Source organism: Bradyrhizobium sp. C-145 (genome assembly GCF_023375135.1).
Taxonomy (GTDB): Bacteria; Pseudomonadota; Alphaproteobacteria; order Rhizobiales; family Xanthobacteraceae; genus Bradyrhizobium; species Bradyrhizobium zhanjiangense.
Genome location: NZ_CP088150.1, coordinates 5,406,922 through 5,423,695 on the forward strand (window position 1 = coordinate 5,406,922; position 16,774 = coordinate 5,423,695).

At 65.0% G+C, this 16,774-nt stretch carries 17 protein-coding genes; 9 read left to right on the forward strand and 8 right to left on the reverse strand.

All coding sequences use genetic code 11. The annotated features are described in order from the left end of the window. Positions 1-218 precede the first annotated feature (218 nt). Positions 219-1,259 (forward strand): patatin-like phospholipase family protein, encoded by a 1,041-nt coding sequence (locus LRP30_RS25545; RefSeq protein WP_249756630.1) that lies wholly within the window; start codon positions 219-221, stop codon positions 1,257-1,259. Positions 1,260-1,266: 7 nt separating this feature from the next. Here the strand turns inward: LRP30_RS25545 and LRP30_RS25550 are convergent, their stop codons facing one another. Together LRP30_RS25550 and LRP30_RS25555 are read right to left on the reverse strand one after the other, a co-directional pair. Next, on the reverse strand, positions 1,267-1,695 hold the full coding sequence (locus tag LRP30_RS25550; RefSeq protein WP_249756631.1) for a CBS domain-containing protein: 429 nt from the start codon (positions 1,693-1,695) through the stop codon (positions 1,267-1,269). Between the two features lie 178 nt (positions 1,696-1,873). Beyond that, entirely contained in the window at positions 1,874-2,689 is an 816-nt protein-coding gene (locus LRP30_RS25555) for a rhomboid family intramembrane serine protease (protein ID WP_249756632.1), read from the reverse strand. Between the two features lie 455 nt (positions 2,690-3,144). On the opposite strand from LRP30_RS25555, the gene LRP30_RS25560 reads away from it, so the two are divergent. The 4 genes from LRP30_RS25560 (at position 3,145) to LRP30_RS25575 (ending at position 5,944) form a co-directional block, all read left to right on the forward strand. Beyond that, complete coding sequence (locus LRP30_RS25560; protein WP_249756633.1) at positions 3,145-3,699, forward strand: PAS domain-containing protein; 555 nt, start codon at positions 3,145-3,147, stop codon at positions 3,697-3,699. A 141-nt stretch (positions 3,700-3,840) separates the two neighbouring features. Beyond that, complete coding sequence (locus LRP30_RS25565; protein ID WP_249756634.1) at positions 3,841-4,980, forward strand: DJ-1/PfpI family protein; 1,140 nt, start codon at positions 3,841-3,843, stop codon at positions 4,978-4,980. Between the two features lie 39 nt (positions 4,981-5,019). Next, positions 5,020-5,526, forward strand: coding sequence for a GNAT family N-acetyltransferase (locus LRP30_RS25570; protein ID WP_249756635.1), 507 nt, complete (start codon positions 5,020-5,022; stop codon positions 5,524-5,526). A gap of 124 nt (positions 5,527-5,650) precedes the next feature. Next, positions 5,651-5,944 carry a hypothetical protein gene (locus LRP30_RS25575; RefSeq protein WP_128945672.1) on the forward strand — a complete coding sequence of 98 codons (294 nt, stop codon included), beginning with the start codon at positions 5,651-5,653 and terminating at the stop codon, positions 5,942-5,944. Between the two features lie 78 nt (positions 5,945-6,022). Here the strand turns inward: LRP30_RS25575 and LRP30_RS25580 are convergent, their stop codons facing one another. Further along, positions 6,023-7,972 carry a DEAD/DEAH box helicase gene (locus LRP30_RS25580; RefSeq protein WP_249756636.1) on the reverse strand — a complete coding sequence of 650 codons (1,950 nt, stop codon included), beginning with the start codon at positions 7,970-7,972 and terminating at the stop codon, positions 6,023-6,025. Positions 7,973-8,217: 245 nt separating this feature from the next. On the opposite strand from LRP30_RS25580, the gene LRP30_RS25585 reads away from it, so the two are divergent. Beyond that, positions 8,218-8,730: a hypothetical protein gene (locus LRP30_RS25585; RefSeq protein ID WP_249756637.1), complete on the forward strand. Its 513-nt coding sequence runs from the start codon at positions 8,218-8,220 to the stop codon at positions 8,728-8,730. Positions 8,731-8,795: 65 nt separating this feature from the next. Here LRP30_RS25585 and LRP30_RS25590 read toward each other — a convergent pair whose 3' ends face one another. The 4 genes from LRP30_RS25590 to LRP30_RS25605 form a co-directional block, all read right to left on the reverse strand. Further along, on the reverse strand, positions 8,796-9,296 hold the full coding sequence (locus LRP30_RS25590; protein ID WP_128945675.1) for a hypothetical protein: 501 nt from the start codon (positions 9,294-9,296) through the stop codon (positions 8,796-8,798). Between the two features lie 96 nt (positions 9,297-9,392). Then, positions 9,393-9,833 carry a VOC family protein gene (locus LRP30_RS25595; RefSeq protein ID WP_249756638.1) on the reverse strand — a complete coding sequence of 147 codons (441 nt, stop codon included), beginning with the start codon at positions 9,831-9,833 and terminating at the stop codon, positions 9,393-9,395. Between the two features lie 119 nt (positions 9,834-9,952). Continuing rightward, positions 9,953-10,435 (reverse strand): DUF5680 domain-containing protein, encoded by a 483-nt coding sequence (locus LRP30_RS25600; protein ID WP_249756639.1) that lies wholly within the window; start codon positions 10,433-10,435, stop codon positions 9,953-9,955. Positions 10,436-10,438: 3 nt separating this feature from the next. Further along, the gene (locus LRP30_RS25605) at positions 10,439-11,590 is read right to left on the reverse strand and encodes a zinc-binding dehydrogenase (RefSeq protein ID WP_249756640.1); all 1,152 of its coding nucleotides are present in this window, start codon (positions 11,588-11,590) and stop codon (positions 10,439-10,441) included. A 273-nt stretch (positions 11,591-11,863) separates the two neighbouring features. On the opposite strand from LRP30_RS25605, the gene LRP30_RS25610 reads away from it, so the two are divergent. The 3 genes from LRP30_RS25610 (at position 11,864) to LRP30_RS25620 (ending at position 14,807) form a co-directional block, all read left to right on the forward strand. Beyond that, positions 11,864-13,081 carry an MFS transporter gene (locus LRP30_RS25610; protein WP_249761830.1) on the forward strand — a complete coding sequence of 406 codons (1,218 nt, stop codon included), beginning with the start codon at positions 11,864-11,866 and terminating at the stop codon, positions 13,079-13,081. A gap of 159 nt (positions 13,082-13,240) precedes the next feature. Next, positions 13,241-13,852 carry a PilZ domain-containing protein gene (locus LRP30_RS25615; protein ID WP_091889429.1) on the forward strand — a complete coding sequence of 204 codons (612 nt, stop codon included), beginning with the start codon at positions 13,241-13,243 and terminating at the stop codon, positions 13,850-13,852. Positions 13,853-14,183: 331 nt separating this feature from the next. Continuing rightward, positions 14,184-14,807, forward strand: a complete 624-nt coding sequence (locus LRP30_RS25620) for a transglutaminase-like cysteine peptidase (RefSeq protein ID WP_249756641.1) — start codon at positions 14,184-14,186, stop codon at positions 14,805-14,807. 116 nt (positions 14,808-14,923) lie between these two features. Here LRP30_RS25620 and LRP30_RS25625 read toward each other — a convergent pair whose 3' ends face one another. Next, positions 14,924-16,690 (reverse strand): CYTH and CHAD domain-containing protein, encoded by a 1,767-nt coding sequence (locus LRP30_RS25625; RefSeq protein WP_249756642.1) that lies wholly within the window; start codon positions 16,688-16,690, stop codon positions 14,924-14,926. Positions 16,691-16,774 lie beyond the last annotated feature (84 nt).

Below are 16,774 nucleotides of genomic sequence, written 5' to 3' on the forward strand. Positions count from 1 at the left end.
GCGGCAAATTCAAGCCTCAGGAACCCGATCGAATACGGTCATTGGAACCCGGTTGACGCCTGCGTGATTAGTCCCGAAGCAACCGTCCATCGCCATACTCCTGCCCTGTGCGCTTCCCAAAGCGGCATAAACCATGCTTCGCCGCGGTTCTGGCGGAGCGCCAGTGTGACGCCTAGTCTGGTGATACGGGCCTGGCCCCGGCGTAGGGGAGTTTTTCAGTGCTGGACATCTTGAAGGGTCGGGGCGCGAACGGCTCAAACGGCGAGAAAGTTAGCGAGAAAGTTGGCTTGGGCAGCATCCGCCGGCCGGTCATCGGCCTTGCCCTCGGGGGCGGCGCGGCGCGCGGCTTCGCCCATATCGGCATCATCAGGACCCTGCTCGCCAACGGCATCGTGCCTGACGTCGTGGTCGGCACCTCGATCGGCGCCGTGGTCGGCGGCGCCTATGCGGCCGGGCAGCTCGATACGCTGGAAGAATGGGGGCGCAGCCTGCAAGGCATGCGCAACATCCTCGGCTATCTCGACATCCGCCTCAATGGCTCCGGCCTGATCGGCGGCGAGAAGCTGGCGACCCGGCTCGAGGAAGCCGTCGGCCAGACCCTGATCGAGGACCTCCCGGCCAAATTCGCCAGCGTGGCGACCGAGGTGCGCACCGGCCACGAGATCTGGCTGACGCGCGGCCGCGTGGTCGATGCGATGCGCGCCTCCTATGCGCTGCCGGGCATCTTCTCGCCCGTGCTGATCGGCGACCGCTGGCTGGTCGACGGCGCGCTGGTCAATCCGGTGCCGGTCTCGGCCGCCCGCGCGCTCGGCGCCGAAATCGTCATCGCCGCAAATCTTTCCAGCGACATCTTCACCCATTCCACGACGATCTATTCGCACGGCGCGATGCCCACTCCGGTGGCGCCGGTGGCCGAGGAGACGACGACCAAACGGCGTTTCCCGCGGCTGTTCTCGCCCGAGAAGACCATGAAGCGCGAGTTCTTTGGCGGTGGCGGACGCCCCGGCATCTCCTCGGTGATGGTGGATGCGTTCAACATCATGCAGGACCGCATCACCCGCGCCCGCCTCGCCGGCGATCCGCCCGATATGCTGATCACGCCACGGGTCGGCCAGTTCGGCTGGTTCGACTTCCACCGCGCCGAGGATTTGATCGCGCACGGCGTGCGTGCCGCAGAGCGTGCATTGGATTCGATCCAGGAAGCGATCCACGTGCTGGCGCCGCCGCCTGAAGGCGCAGCGCCGACAGTACACGAGTGAAGTCCGCTCAGGCGGTCTTGATGTAGTCGCGCAGGGCTTCCTGCTCGGCCTCGTATTCCTGGACGCGGCGCTTGACGATGTCGCCGATCGAGATCAGGCCAACCACCTTGCCATTCTCGATCACGGGCAGATGGCGGAACTTGCCTGTCGTCATCATCTCCATGAGCTCGGCGACCGTATCGGTCTCCTTGCAGGCGACGACCTTGCGGGTCATGACCTCTGCGACCGGCTCCTCCAGGACGTCGGCGCCGCGCTCGCCGAGCACGCGCACGATGTCTCGCTCGGACAGGATGCCTTCGAGCCGGCTCTGGTTCATCACCAGCACCGCACCGATCTTCTTCTCAACGAGCAGCTTGATCGCGGCCGACAGCTTGACGTCGGGCTCGACGCTCATGATCTGATGGCCCTTGGTGTTGAGAATGGAACGTACCGTCATTGTCGTCTCCCTGAATCGGAGCCGTCCGCCATTTGGCGGTTCGGAACTTGTTCGCGAGTCTTCAACTAACAGTTTCAGCGCCGGTTCACGCTCGTGCGCTTTGCGAAGCATTGCTTCGCTTTCGGAACATTCTTCGCGGGAATGATGGATGAATTCGGGCCGCGCCGCAAGCGCCGCTTCAAATTCGGTCTGAAACGTCCTGTGATGACGCATCCGCAGCATCGCTTCGCACGCGCGGCACGGGATCGAACAGCGCGAACAGCAGGAGCCCTGCGAAGAAGCCGCCGATATGCGCCTGCCAGGCCACGCTCGTGGTTTCGGCATCGACGCCGATCGCACCGACACCGAAGATGATGTTGAGGCCGAACCAAACGCTGAGGAAGCCGACCACCCGTCCGTCGCGCAGCGCGCGCGACAGCGGCAGCGCCGGAACCTTTGCGGCGGTATCGGCGTCCGAACGGCTGAACGACAGGAAGCTGCCGCGGGCGAACGCGAAGCGGATCGCCGCCGCCATCGCCCCCGACACTGAGGCCGAGGCGCCGATCATCGGCGCCACCGCGTGCTCATGGGTGATGAGATGGGCGAGCGCGCCGGCCGCCGCCGTCACCGCCATGAACACGAAGAACCTGATGGCGCCGAAGCGCCGCGCCAGCGCACTGCCGAACGGCAGCAGCCACAGCACGTTGAAGCCGAGATGGGTGAGGTTGGCGTGCAACAGCGAATAGGTGACGAAGGTCCAGACCTTCGCACCCGCCCCGCCCGGGATCTGCAAATTGAGCAGCGAGGAATCGTAGCGCTTCGGGATGAAGCCGAAAACGTCGATGGTCCAGTTCTCGATCTCCGGCGGCAGCAGCACCCGCAGATGGATCAGCGCCAGCAGGGCGATGTAGGCGGTCAGCGCCACGGGCAGCGTCAGGATCGGCTCGCGCGGCGCCTCCTGGACGGCCGGCAGATCCGGAGAATCCTGCGGCGGAGAATTTTGCGGGGAATCCAAGGCAGCTTCGCTTTCAGGCGCGATCGGAGCGATCCACTTGGAGATAGTCGCCTTTGCCGGCGTTGCGCAAGTGCACAAAAGGAAAAGGCAGGGCCCTGGGAAAGCCCTGCCTGTCCGTGTCGGACTTCCGGTACCTCTGGGAATAAGGTGTATCCCCACCCCTCCCCGCGGTCCCGGGACCAAACTGTTTGACGCCCAAAGTACAGGCCTCGCCGAGAACCTGGAAAAACCGGCGGGACTTGCGACCGCGATCACCATAGCAGGCGGGCCGCCGGCGCAAAGCGCATAGTTAATTTAACGTTAACGACGCAAAAGCAGCGCCCAGGGGTGCGAAAACGCCCTCGCGGCATGGACGCTGCAGATCCCCTCCTGCACAACAACGAAAGGGATCGCGGGTGCACTGAAGCGGGACAGGTTTGTGCCGTGAGGATGCGCCCCGGGGTAAGCGTTCAGTCATGAAACATCCGTCAAGCCGCGAGTTCTTCGCGTATTGGGACGACAAGCGCGGCACGGCGCGGGCCCCTGACCGCGCCGACATCGATCCGGCCGCGGTCCGTGACCTGCTCGGCGACATCTTCGTGCTGTCCTGCGAGCAGCACCTCGGCTTCCCGTTCCGCGTCGCCGGCACACGCGTCTGCGCGCTCGCCGGAGGCGATCTCAAGGACCAGAGCTTTACGGCGCTATTCACACAAGCCAGCCGCGGCGAGATCGAGGAGATCACCACGATTGTCGCCGACGAGACGTTGGGTGCGATCGCCGGCGTCACGGCCACACGCGAGAACGGCAGCAAGGCGCATCTCGAGCTGCTGCTGCTCCCCTTCAATGCCCGTCCGCATACGCCTGTCAGCGTGACCGGCGTGCTCGCACCGTTCGACGACGAATGCGGCGCGCTCGGCCCCTTCACCCTGACCTCCTGGCGCTATCTGCATCAGCCGGAGAAACTGCTGCCGCGCGCGATCCGCAAATTGCAGATCGCACGCGGGCTGATGGTGTATGAGGGCCTGCGGTAGATTTCGAAAGCTCCTGCGCAGGCGGTGATCGTGCGATGGATCGTCGCGCGCCATGACCGATTTTGCCGGATTTGCGTCATTCCTGAAATCGTTGCGACCGGATAGCTTCCGCGCCGCGTGAGACGACGAGCGGGTGACATCATGAGCTGGCGCATTCTGGCGTGGACCGCCCTCGGCGGCATGGCATTGCTGGTGGCGATCGGCGGAACCTGGCTGCTCCTGCTGCCGGGTACGCCGGCATCGGGAACCGCGCCTGCGATCTCCAGAGACGAGGCCGAGGCGACGCTGGCGGCGCTGAAACCGCCGAAACGAAAGCGACCCCTGATCGCCATCGTCGGCATCAACGACATGAGCGAGACCACCGACTATCTGATGCCCTACGGCATCCTCGCGCGGGCGAACGTCGCCGACGTCCTCACCCTGGCGACGCAGCCGGGACCTGTCACGCTCTATCCCGCACTGAGGGTGCAGCCGCATGCGACCATCGCCGAGTTCGACGCCGCGCACCCCGACGGCGCCGATTACGTCATCGTGCCCGCGATGAGCCGCGACGACGACGCAGTCGCCCTGCAGTGGATCAGGAGCCAGGCCGGCAAGGGCGCGATCGTGATCGGCGTCTGCGTCGGCGCCACGGTCGTTGCCAACACCGGGCTGCTCGACGGCAAGCGGGCCACGACGCATTGGTATTCCGTACGAGATCTGCAGAAGCATTCGACGATCCGCTATACGGCCGACCGCAGACTGGTCGTCGACCAGGGCGTCGCGACGACCACCGGAATCAGCGCATCCATGCCGATGGCCCTCACCCTGATCGAGGCCATCGCCGGACGGGCCAAGGCCGAGGCGGTCGCCCGCGACATCGGCCTTGCGGCGTGGGATGCGCGCCACCGCAGCGACGCGTTCCGCTTCACGCGCCCCTTCGCGCTGACGGCGATCGCGAACACGCTCGCCTTCTGGAACCGCGAGCAGCTCGGAATCGCACTGACCTCTGATGTCGACGAGGTCTCGCTCGCACTGATCGCCGATGCATGGTCGCGGACCTATCGCTCACGCGCCCTCACCTTCGCCGCCACGGCGCAGGCGCGCACGAGCCGCGGAGGCCTCGGCATCCTGCCGGACCGGATCGCGGACGATTGGTCGGCGCAGCAGGCGCTGCCGGGAGCCGGCACCTCCCCGCCGGCACAGGCGCTGAACGAAACGCTGCGTGCGATCGACGCGCGCTACGGATCGCGCACGGCCGACTTCGTGGCGATGCAGCTGGAATATCCGAAGCCGGATTGATCTCACTCTTAGCGGCGGAATAGATTGGAACGGATCCACATGAGCAAGCCGCGTTGGCGTCGCGCGCGCACGGCCGACCTTGCTGCGATCGGCGCGATCGCGGCGCGCATCCATCCTGATCTTTCCGAGCGCCCTGATGTGTTCGCGGAGAAGATGCGGCTTTGTCCCGATGGCTGCCGCGTGCTCGCGGCGGACGAAGGGATCGTCGGCTACGGGCTCGCCCATCCCTGGAAGCAGCATCAGATCCCGCCGCTTGACGGCTTCCTCGCAAGCTTGCCCGATGATGCTGACTGCCTCTACGTGCACGACGTCGCCGTGCTGCCCGATGCCCGAGGTGGTGTCGCGCGCGCCTATATCGCGACGATCGAGCAACTCGCACGCTCAATGGGCATTGCGGCTCTCGCGCTGGTCTCGGTCTATGCCACGCGGCCGCTATGGGAACGTTTCGGCTTTCGGCCCGTCACGACGGATGCGGAGTTGCGCGCAAAGCTCGCATGTTACGGTGAAAGCGCGACCTACATGCTGCGCGATCTCGCTGCGACGTGAGCCCCCTCCCCGGTCGCGGCTCACGCGGGCGTGAAGCCACCAGTTCGAACCGGGTTCAGCCAGCCTCCGTCGAAGAACCGTGCGGGCCGTTCTGGTCTCGCCGAACCGAGACTGGAGAATGTCCATGAAACTCACGTTGCCGAAAGTTGCCTTGATTGCCTTCGTTGCGGCGACCGCATTCACCGCGACCAGTGCCAACGCCGCGCAGTACCGGACCTACGGCTGCGAGTTCGCCTTCTTCGAGGGCTGCAGCGGCCTGATCGAGACGCCGAGCCAGGGCGGACGACGCACGGTCACCCATCGCGACACCTCGCCGACTTACATGAAGCAGAGCGATCCTCGCTACAGCTCCGCGATGCGTGATGCCGGCGGCGGTGGTGGCGGCGGAGGTGGTGGCGGCGGCGGCGGTGGCCGCTGAACTCACGCCTCTCTCTTCAGATGATGTCGCCGGTGCAATCCGGCGGTATCATTGCCGTCTGAGCTGAACGGCGGACGCTCAGCCTCGCCGTTTCTTCCTCGCCTTCTTTCCCGGCGCGCCCTTCACAGGCCACGGCGTGACCGAAGGCTCCGCGTGGCCCTGCTTGTTCTTATGCTTCTTTTTCTTCCCGAAGGAAGGAGCGTCGCCAAATTTCGGGCCACGCTCGCCGTGAGACTTGCTGCGCGGCTTGAACACACCTGCCTTGCGCGCGCGATCGCTCTGACGCTCACGGTGATCATCGTCAGCGGCCTCGCGCCGAGGCGCATATGACCGCTGCTCCGAAGCCGCCTGCCGCGGCAGTGTGTCCGCCATCGGCTCGATGCGGATGCTGTCTTCCTTGTCCGGGCGCTTGATCTTGGCGGCGAAGGAATCCGCGACCCGCTCGGAAATCTCGAACTCGGTGGTGGTGTCCATGATCTTGATGGCGCCGATGTCGCGCTTGTCGATGCCGCCGCGGCGGCAGATCATTGGCAGCAGCCAGCGCGCCTCCGCATTCTTGCGCCGGCCGATGGCGGCACGGAACCAAACACTGGCCTCCGCCATGCCATGTTTCGACGATGACTTGCCAGATTTCGATCGCGGCTTGCCGGGGCGATCGCCGCCGCCTTCACCTTCAAACCTGTCACGACCGCGATCGTCGCGCGGCTTGCCGCTGCGCTCGCCGGGATCGATGATGTCCTCGGGCGACGGCAGCCGGGCCCGATAGAGCCGCGCGAGCGCAGCGGCGATATCTTCGGGCGAGCGCTCCGCCAGCAATGCCTGCGCCAGCACCAGATCGTCGGCGGTGGTGTCCTCGGTGAACAGCACGTCCTTCATGCGCGCGTGATCGAGCTTGCGGATGTCCTCCGCCTGCGGCGCCGTGCCCCAGGCCGCCTCGATGCCGGAGAGATTGAGCAGCAATTCCGCGCGCCGGCGTCGTGCCGGCGGCACCAGGAGGACGCTCGTGCCCTTTCGTCCCGCACGCCCGGTGCGGCCCGAGCGATGCTGCATGACCTCGGCGTCATTGGGCAGATCGGCATGGATGACGAGGTCGAGGCTCGGCAAATCGATGCCGCGGGCGGCGACGTCGGTCGCGACGCAGACGCGGGAGCGTCCGTCCCGGAGCGACTGCAGCGCCATGGTGCGTTCGTTCTGCGTCAATTCGCCTGACAGAGCGACCACGGAGAAGCCGCGCTCCAGCAGCGCTGCCTGCAAATGCCTGACGGCATCGCGCGTGCTGCAAAACACCAGCGCACTCGGTGCCTCGTAGAAGCGCAGCACGTTGACGACCGCGTGCTCGACGTCGGCAGACGCGATCCGGATCGCGCGGTACTCGATGTCGGCGTGACCGCCTTCGTCACCCGCGACCTCGATGCGGAATGCGTCGCGCTGATATTGCCTGGCGAGCGCGACGATGCCGCGCGGAAACGTCGCCGAGAACAGCAGGGTGCGGCGCGCCTCAGGCGTGGTCTCGAGGATGAATTCCATGTCCTCGCGAAAGCCGAGATTGAGCATCTCGTCGGCCTCGTCGAGCACGACCACCTTCAATTCGGAGATGTCGAGGCGGCCGCGACGCAAATGATCGCACAGCCGGCCGGGCGTGCCGACGACGATATGCGCGCCGGCCGCAAGCTCGCGCTGCTCGCGCCGCGGATCCATGCCGCCGACACAGGAGACGACGCGCCCGCCGGCATGCCCATACAGCCAGGCCAGTTCGCGTTGAACCTGCAAGGCGAGCTCGCGGGTCGGCGCCACGATCAGGGCGAGCGGTGCGCCGGCCTGGTCGAACCGCTCGGCCTCGCCCAGCAAGCCCTTCGCCATGGCAAGGCCATAAGCCAGGGTCTTGCCGGAGCCGGTCTGAGCCGAAACCAGGAGGTCACGGCTGGAGGTTTCGTCCGTGAGCACGGCGAGCTGAACGGGAGTCGGGGAATCATAGTTCCGCTCGGCCAAAGCTCGGGCGAGCGGCGGGATCAGGGCCGGAAAAGACACGAGATGGAGAACCTTGGTTGATTCAGGCGCGCAAACGGTGGACCGGCGGACCTGAGCTGCATGCGCGGCAAACGGCCCGACCGCACGCGGGATTTGATCTGGGCGCTCTTTACGCCAAGCGCTCAGAAATCACCATGCCTGTGATGCATGGCTTTGCAATGAGAACCGCGCCTGAAGGTTGCAGCGGATTTTTGCGGCCACCTCGACTAAGCTGAAACACAACCGGATCCCAAGGGAATGACCGCGTGACGTCCTCCGCCAAACGCAGCTGCGGCGATTGCACGCTTTGCTGCAAGGTGATGGCCATCGAGGCGCTGGCCAAGCCGGTTAATGCCTGGTGCTCGCATTGTCAGCCCGGCCGCGGCTGCGCGATCTACGCTGCGCGGCCCACCGAATGCGAGGACTTCGCCTGCCTGCGGCTCGTCAATGATCTCCTCGACGAGTGCTGGAAGCCGAGCCGCTCGAAGCTCGTCGTGACGACGTCGGAGGACGGCGTCGAAATCCGATGCGACCCAGGCTCGCCCAACGCCTGGCGCAAGGAGCCCTATGCCGGAGACATCCATGCGTGGGCGGTCGAAGGCGAAACCAACGACATGACGGTTGTCGTGATCATCGGCCGGCGCATGATCCTGGTCACGCCGGACCGCGAGTTCGATCTTGGAAATGTCGGCCCCGACGAACGAATCGTGCGCGAGCTGGAGGGCACGAAGGTGGTGGGTGCGACGGTGGTGAAGGAGAACGAGCTCGGCCGCGGCTAGCGAGTGCACAAGCACGACGACACCGACGATTTCCCTGTCGTTGCGAAGGGGCGCCTGGCTCGGATCTAATCCCTGGAGGTCGCCAGCTTGCTGAAGCTCCCGACCAACTTCGCAACACTGTCTCTCGCTGCAAAGCTCAAGGCGCGGATGGCGCGCCAGGCTTCGGTTGCCTGCAGCCACGCCTTCATTTCGGTGAACTTCCCGTATGTCCAAGCGAATGCCGGAATCCGCATCAGCTTGTCCCGCGTGAGATGGAACAGGCGCTCGACCAGCACGAGCTTGAGCAGTTCACCGACGATCAACGTCGCCGCGCCGCTCAGGACCTGGCCAGTTGCGGCAAGGTAAGCTGCCAGGGGCTTGATCGGCTCCAGAATGATGACTGGCACGGAAAACAAGGCCAGCGAAGGATAAGGCGGCAGCGACCTGATCCAGGCCCGCAATCGCTCGAATTGGAAGTGCCGCCCAAGCCAGAGCGCGATGGGCCGCGCAACGGCCATGAAGACCGCGTCCACCAGGAAGTAGATGACGGCCAGGACGTAAGTGACGGGTTTCAGAATTCGCTTCACGGCACCTCTCCCGTGAACTGAAATCCGGAACTTGGGCCTAAGTTTCACCGCGGGCGTGAAGAGTTCGCGGATTCCCGATGGAACTTTTTGGGCTGTTCAGATCTCCGCATAGACCTCCAGCAGACTTCCGTCGGGGTCGCGGAAGAACAGCGTGCGATGACCGAACGCCTGGTTCGTCGGCGGCGACAGCAGCGCCACCTCCTGCCGCACGAGTTCGTCGGCGCACGCATCAACTTCAGTTGCCGACACCTTGAAGGCCAGTTGCAGCGAAGCGCTCCCCGTCGGCGTCGGCGCATCGGCCGCGGTCCGGCTCGGCCTTGCCAGCGCCAGCGTGTGGCAGCCTATGCCGTACTCGATCCAGTTCGGCGAGAGCTCGCGCAGCAGCGGAAAGGCGAGAACGTCTTCGTAGAAGCGCCGCATCGCCGCCATGTCGCGCACGAAGATGACGGTGTAGTCTATCGCGCAGATGGCGGTGAAGGGAGAGCGACGGCGCGGGGTTGGTTCGGTTGTTTGTTCGCTTGACATCTCGTCCTTCATTCCAGCCCGACTCGTAGCCCGCATGGAGCGAAGCGGAATGCGGGGCAACTCCATCCACAAGCACCCCGGATATCGCTTCGCTCATCCGGGCTACAATATCTTGCGAAGTTTGCGAGACTTTATCTCAGCAGCCCACCACCATAGCGCAGCTCATAGAGCGGCGCGCCGTCATCCCGCGCAATCGTCTCGGCACCGTGGAAGCGATCCAGTGCGCCTTCGACCTCGTTGCGGTAGACCATGCCGCTCTGTTCGAACCGGCGCGGTCCCCGATAGGGCTCGTCCGCGTTTACGGCGAGCAGCGCCTGGCGCAGGAATTTGTAGATCGCGAGGAAAGTGTCCCGATCTCTGATCTCCGCACGGGCGCCGCCACTGTAGCTCATCGACCAGATGATGCGATCGTGGCGCGACACGGTCTCCTGCCCGACGAAAAACCCCATGCCGAAATAGATATCACGATAGGCATAAGGCGGCGCGCGGTGCTCGAGCTGTTTGGAGCCCGCGAGCAGCGGGACGGCGATAGTCGCATCGTCATCCAGCCCGGCATAGGTGCGCCGCTTGGCTTCGACCAGGAACGCGGCGAGATCGTGGGGGACGGAGGACATGACCTATTCCACCAGCTCCGGCCACGGCACGATGGTCGACTTCACCGTCTTCATCGCCATCGCGTCCTTGACCGCCTGCGCGACGCCCGCTTCCGTGAACGGATAGATGGTCTGCATATTCAGCCACGGATACTTGTCGCGCGTGCGGTAAAGCATGTCGACGCCGAGCGGCAGATCGTTGCCGGTAAAACCCCAGGAGCCGAGCACGTTGAGGTCCTTGGTGCAGATGCGGTGCCAGGAGGTCTCGATCGAGCCGGCGTCGGTGAACTGACCCATCTCGACATAGGTGCCGCCGTCGCGCAGCATCTCGATGCCTTCGGGGCCGGCCGAAGGGTGTCCCGAACAATCCATCACCAGATCGGCGCCAAAGCCGCCGACGATCTCGCGCACGCGCGCGATGCGATCCTGCGGCGATTTGATCTCCTCGATGTTGACAGTCGCCCCCGCGCCGAATTCGCGCGCGAGGCGAAGCCGCGGCTCCTCCGGCGCGCCGATGCAGATTACCCGCCCTGCCCCCATCTCCTGCGCGGCCGCGATCGCCAGAATGCCGATCGGCCCCGAGCCCTGGATCACCACCGTGTCGCCCCAGCTGAAACCGCCGGCGCGGCTGGCGCGGTTGAACGCCCGGATGCAGGACGTCAGCGGCTCGGACAGCGCACCCAGCCGCAGCGACATGTCGTCGGGCAGCTTGTAGATTTTGGTGCCCGGCAGCATGTCGAGATCGACATAGACATATTCGGCCCAGCCGCCCCACATGTGAGGTGGCTTCTCGAAGCCGAGATAGCGGCCGTAATAGACCGGCGTCAGGCACTTGTTGGCTGTCTGCGGATAGTGGATGCAGTAATAGCAGCGTCCGCAAGGCATCAGCGGCGGGATCATCACCTTCGAGCCGACTGTAAGCGGCTTGCTCATGAAGTCCTCCGTGAACTCGTCGCCGCATTCGACGATGATGCCGCCGAGCTCATGGCCGAGCGTGAACGGCCAGGGCAGCGACTTCGGCCAATGTCCTTTGAGAATATGCAAATCGGTACCGCAGACCCCGCAGGCGCCGACCTTGATCAGCGCCGCCTTACGGCCGACCTTCGGCCACGGCACGGTGCGGATGACGGGCTCCGAGCCCGGCCCTGCATGGGTGCAGACGCGGATGGATTCCATGGCTGTTTCCTCGATGCCCGTCTGTTATGATCGATTGGTGCGGGCTGAAGCGAAGCGTATGTGAGATGCGGGCTGGTGCCAAGCGGGCAGCCTCGTAGCCCGCATGGAGCAAAGCGGAATGCGAGACCGGCGGCCCCGGACTACGCGTCGGCTCCATCCGGGCTACGGGCTCCTAACTCACACACCCAAGTGTCTTGAGCCATTGACGCCGAACGTGTAAGGCGGCCCAAGTCCTACCTTGGTGCCCACTTGAACCCCCTCCCTCAAAATCCCATGGTCGCGTCCGGCTCGTTCGCGGCCATGAAGTCGGTGCCCTACCGACTCCAGTTCGTCGCCTACGTGCTGGCGATGATGGCCGACAATGTCGAGCATGTGATCAGCTATTGGGTGGTGTTCCAGAAATTCCATTCGCCGGCGCTGGCGGGCTTTGCGGTGCTGTCGCACTGGCTGCCATTCCTATTGTTCTCGGTCGCGGTCGGCGGGCTCGCCGACCGGTTCGATCCGCGCCGCATCATCCAGTGCGGCATGGTGCTGTTCATCATGGCCTCCGCCGGCTGGGGCTTCTTCTTCCTCACCGATACGATCCAGATGTGGCACGCGATGCTGCTGCTGGTGATCCACGGCTGCGCCGGCGTGCTGTGGCAGACGCCGAACCAGCTGCTGCTCTACGACCTCGTCGGCCCCGCCGATCTTCCGAGCGCGGTGCGGCTGAACGCGATGGCGCGCTATCTCGGCATCCTGGTCGGCCCCGCCGTCGGCGGAATCATCATGCTCACGCTCGGCACTTCGCACGGCATCATCTTCAACACGTTGTTCTACCTGCCGATGCTACTCTGGCTGTTCTGGGCGCCGCTGCGCGACAAGAGCGCCGCCGTGCGGCGTTTCGCGGTGCGCGGTCTTGCCGACATCGTGCTGACCATCCGCGCCATCGGCACCCAGCCGGTGCTGTTAGCGATGACGTGGCTCGCAGGCCTCACCTCCTTCATGATCGACAACGCCTATCACGCCCAGATGCCGGGCTTTGCCGGCGATCTCGGCCATGGCGACCCCGGCGTCTCCTACAGCGTGCTGCTCGCGGCTGACGCGGCCGGTGCGCTGCTCGCCGGCATCGCGCTGGAGTCCTGGGGACGCCTCAAGGGCACGCCGCGCACCGCGATCATGCTGGCGATGCTGTGGAGCGTGGCGCTCTTCGGCTTCGCCTCCGTGCGGATCTATCCGGTCGCGATCGTGCTGTTGTTCTTTGCGGGTTTCTTCGAGCTCTCGTTCAACACCATGGCGCAGGCGCTGGTGCAGCTGAACGCACCATCCGACATCCGCGGCCGCGCCGTCGGTCTCTACAACATGGCCGGACTCGGCATGCGGGCCTTCAGCGGCATCACCGTCGGGCTATCAGGCGCCGCGATCGGCATTCACTGGTCGCTCGGGCTCTCGGCGGTGGTGCTGCTGGCGCTGCTGGGTCTTCTATATCGGCGGCGCCTGCGAGCGGCTTGACCGGTCCCGCCCGGCGGCCTCGCCTGCCCGCCCTTGATGTGGCTTTTCGAGCGCATTGTGTCTGTCCGTTACCGGCGCGCCCGATCCTAACGCGGCATTAACCCTATGCACCTTAGGGTCGTGCCGGACTCCGCCCGGGCGGGGGGTCGGGTGTTGGAAATGGCGTTAGCGAACAGAAAATTTCTTCCGGCCGCCGAAGAGCGTCGGCGTTTCCAGCGGGTGAAAGTGCACCTGCTCGGCCGCTACATGCTGCCGGACCGCCGTGAATTCCCCTGCCAGGTGATCAACATGTCGCCGGGCGGCCTCGCGCTGCTGGCCCCCGGCATCGGCAATGTCGGCGATCGCGTCGTCGCCTATCTCGACCATATCGGCCGGGTCGAGGGCAAGATCACCCGGATCATCGACAATGGCTTTGCCATGACGATCGGGGCAACGCCGAGGAAGCGCGACAAGCTCGCGGCCCAGCTGACCTGGCTCGCCAACCGCGACATCCTCAACCTGCCGGAGGACCGCCGTCACGATCGTATCGTGCCGCGCAATCCGATCGCGGTGCTGACGCTCGAGGACGGCACCAAGATGACCTGCCGCATCATCGACCTGTCGCTGTCAGGCGCCGCGATTGCCGCGGAGAACCGCCCGCCGCTGAAATCGACGGTTCTGCTCGGCCGGGTCCAGGGCCGCGTGGTCCGAAACCTCGAAGACGGCTTCGCCCTCGAATTCATGCACGAGCAGCCGGCCGAGACACTCGAAGAGAGCGTTACCGCGCGGTAAAGCGCGACGACATCAAAACCGCTGCATTTCCAGCCTCGAAGGCGGCCTCCGCGATGCGGACGCCGCCTTTTTCGTGCGTTGCGACCCGCTCTACGCGAGTTAACGCGAGGGGTGCACGTGCGCGCAAACAACGGCTCCGCCAGCGTTTGCGCGTTAATAGATAAAATTTGAATCAATTGCAGCCATTTCAAATTTTACGAGAATTCGATTCAAGTATAGATCGAATTCGCCGCGCCTTTTACTTGCATTCGTCTCGACTTGACTTGGCTGACTTAGCGGCAACTCAAAAGCTCCGTGCGAAATGTGGTCCCAACAAGAAACGGGGGCCGCAATGTTTGACTTCAGGGGACAGGGGAAAGGGCTGGCGCTGGCCGCCATGCTCTTCGGGATCAGCGCGACAGCGCAGGCCGGCGAAGGCCGTCTGCTCTACGCGAGCCTCGGCGACACCACGCGTGCGCCGATCGGCTGGGTCGAGTTCTGTGCGGACAACGCCGCTCAGTGCAAGGGCGGGCCGACGCAGGCACGCGACATCGTGATGTCGCAGGCTGCATGGCGCGACCTCGTCAAGGTCAATCGCTGGGTCAACGAGACCGTGAAGCCTTTGACCGATCAGGAGCACTGGGGCGTGATCGAGAAGTGGTCGCTGCCGACGGACGGTTACGGCGACTGTGAAGACTACGTGCTGTTGAAGCGCAAGATGCTGGTCGATGCCGGATGGCCGCGCGAGGCCCTGCTCATCACCGTCGTGCGCGACAAGAAGGGCGAAGGCCACGCGGTGCTGACGGTGAAGACCGACAAGGGCGAGTTCGTTCTCGACAATCAGAACGAGAGCGTCGTTGCCTGGACCGAGACCGGCTACCGCTTCGTCAAGCGCCAGTCGCAGAGCGATCCCAACGTCTGGGTCTCGCTCGGCGATACCAAGCCGGCGGTCTCCACCGCCAGCGCCAGAGATTAGGAACGAGACAACGAGTTACGCGACCCGGTCACATCCCCACCCCTCCCCGTCCCAGACCGGTTCGCGCGCGGCCAGCCATCCCCCAATGGCTGGCCGCAACTTTTTGAGGAATACGATCAGTCCTGTGCGGTCCGGCGAGACCAGGGCACGCGCGCCGCGGTGAAATCGCGCCACGTGCTTTGCAAGGCGGGCTGCACGCCAACCGACGCGCGCGCCTGCCAGCCGGCGATCGCCGCCGCGGCGATGGCGCTGTCGGGCTCGGCATCGAGCCGATCCAGCAACGATGCCGTGACGACCATGTCGTTGAATGCGCCAAGTTCCTCCTGCAAACCGGCGAGCCTGCGGGCAAATTTTCTCGCAGACTTCCGATCGGCAAACAGCGGCAGCAGGAACTCGCTGAGATAGCGCAGCCGCTTCGTCGCGAGCCGCACCCGGTGCAGCTGTTCGATCGTGAGCGACTTGAAGCGGCGCCCGCGCTTGAGCACCTTGGCGTATCGCTCCGACAAGATGCGCTGCGCGAAGTTGACGGCGGGCTCGGCGAGCTGGCCGAGATCTTCGGCGGCGACGTCGTTGCGCCAGCCGCGTGTCTCGATCCAGCCGCCGAGGCCGATCAGGAACACAGCGCAGCGGCGGTCGGCGAGCGCATCATGCGCCTTGCGATAGGCGTCAGCCTGACGCTCGGCCGCGGCCCGGCCGAGTGCATCGAAGCCGGCGATCGAAGGACAGGCTTTTGCGATTGTCGGCAAGGTCTCGAGCTGGAACACATCCCAGTCCCGCGCGGCGGACAGATCCTGCGCCAGCCAGCGCGCCTCCGACCGCAACGCATCGAGATTGCTGAGCGCGCCGACCGATCGCATCAGGTCCAGCGCCGAGCGCAACCGGCGCAGCGCAACGCGAAGCTGATGGACGCCTTCCGGATTGCGGCCGTCCTCGGCGGCGGGCAGCGACTGAAGCAGATGATGGAAGCAGGAGCGCAGGATCGTCGCGAAGGCCTCGTCAAGGGTCACCGACGGATCGAGGCGAAGTTTTCGCGGGCGCCGTGCCGAGGGCGGCTTGCCGGCGGCAAGGTCGAAGCCACGCTCCGACTTGGTGCGGATGGACGGCTTCACCGCCCCGCGTTCTGCAAGCCGCAGCGCGACCTCATAGATCGCGCTTGCGCTGCCACTCTTGAGCTCCAGCTCGATCTCGCTCACCGGCAGCGAACCGTCGCCGGCCGTCAGCTCGCCCTGGTCGAAGGCGACTTCGACCGTGCCGGACGGCAGATCGAGCATCCGTGCATGACGATGGACGTCGGCGGTGAAGACGGCTTCGAGCGGCCGCGCTTCGAGGTGGCAACGAAGCTTCTCCGGAATGAAAGGCATCGCCAGAGCGAGATCGGGCGCCAGCGACGGCACGCTCGCCTCCCACTCGCCGCGGCGCAGCGGATCGTCCGCGGCGTCGGTCTTCACGGTCTGCACGAAGCGCGCGCCGCTCTGGCGTACGCGCAAGCTAAGGCCGCTACGCCTAAGCGCGCGGTCGGGCGTGTCATAATAGACGGACTTGAGATGCTTGCGCGTGCCCTTATTGCGCGCGTTCGCCGTGATGACCGGCGCAGCGTTGAAATGCGCCATGCGATCGGCATCGACGAGAAGCTTGAGTTCGATTTCACCGGCCGAACGCGCGTCAACGCTCGACGGGGCTGGTTCCGGATCGGGCGTCGTCTCTTGCGATGACGTCTGATCACTCACGGCGTCCTCGATCCGAGGTTCTGCGCCTGGCCCGGCGGGTTCAATCTGCCTGAGGAAGCCGGCGACGACTTGCGTTCTCTTGTTGTCCTTTGGAGCAGGATTCCCATCCGGCGCGCCCGGAGTCTTGCGGGCCGGTGTTGAGTCTGACTTCAGCATTTTGGGGTACATGACAGTTCGATGACAGAGCGCGAGCATATAGCCGGCAAGCCCCGCGAGGAATAGTCAGGTTACGTCGCAATG

What these genes read in the sequence shown, in the direction of transcription:
- LRP30_RS25550 (WP_249756631.1), bottom strand. Translation starts at nt 1,695, where the DNA reads ATGACGGTACGTTCCATTCTCAACACCAAGGGCCATCAGATCATGAGC.
- LRP30_RS25560 (WP_249756633.1), top strand. Translation starts at nt 3,145, where the DNA reads ATGAAACATCCGTCAAGCCGCGAGTTCTTCGCGTATTGGGACGACAAG.
- LRP30_RS25565 (WP_249756634.1), top strand. Translation starts at nt 3,841, where the DNA reads ATGAGCTGGCGCATTCTGGCGTGGACCGCCCTCGGCGGCATGGCATTG.
- LRP30_RS25570 (WP_249756635.1), top strand. Translation starts at nt 5,020, where the DNA reads ATGAGCAAGCCGCGTTGGCGTCGCGCGCGCACGGCCGACCTTGCTGCG.
- LRP30_RS25575 (WP_128945672.1), top strand. Translation starts at nt 5,651, where the DNA reads ATGAAACTCACGTTGCCGAAAGTTGCCTTGATTGCCTTCGTTGCGGCG.
- LRP30_RS25595 (WP_249756638.1), bottom strand. Translation starts at nt 9,833, where the DNA reads ATGAAGGACGAGATGTCAAGCGAACAAACAACCGAACCAACCCCGCGC.
- LRP30_RS25600 (WP_249756639.1), bottom strand. Translation starts at nt 10,435, where the DNA reads ATGTCCTCCGTCCCCCACGATCTCGCCGCGTTCCTGGTCGAAGCCAAG.
- LRP30_RS25605 (WP_249756640.1), bottom strand. Translation starts at nt 11,590, where the DNA reads ATGGAATCCATCCGCGTCTGCACCCATGCAGGGCCGGGCTCGGAGCCC.
- LRP30_RS25610 (WP_249761830.1), top strand. Translation starts at nt 11,864, where the DNA reads ATGGTCGCGTCCGGCTCGTTCGCGGCCATGAAGTCGGTGCCCTACCGA.
- LRP30_RS25615 (WP_091889429.1), top strand. Translation starts at nt 13,241, where the DNA reads ATGGCGTTAGCGAACAGAAAATTTCTTCCGGCCGCCGAAGAGCGTCGG.
- LRP30_RS25620 (WP_249756641.1), top strand. Translation starts at nt 14,184, where the DNA reads ATGTTTGACTTCAGGGGACAGGGGAAAGGGCTGGCGCTGGCCGCCATG.
- LRP30_RS25625 (WP_249756642.1), bottom strand. Translation starts at nt 16,690, where the DNA reads ATGCTGAAGTCAGACTCAACACCGGCCCGCAAGACTCCGGGCGCGCCG.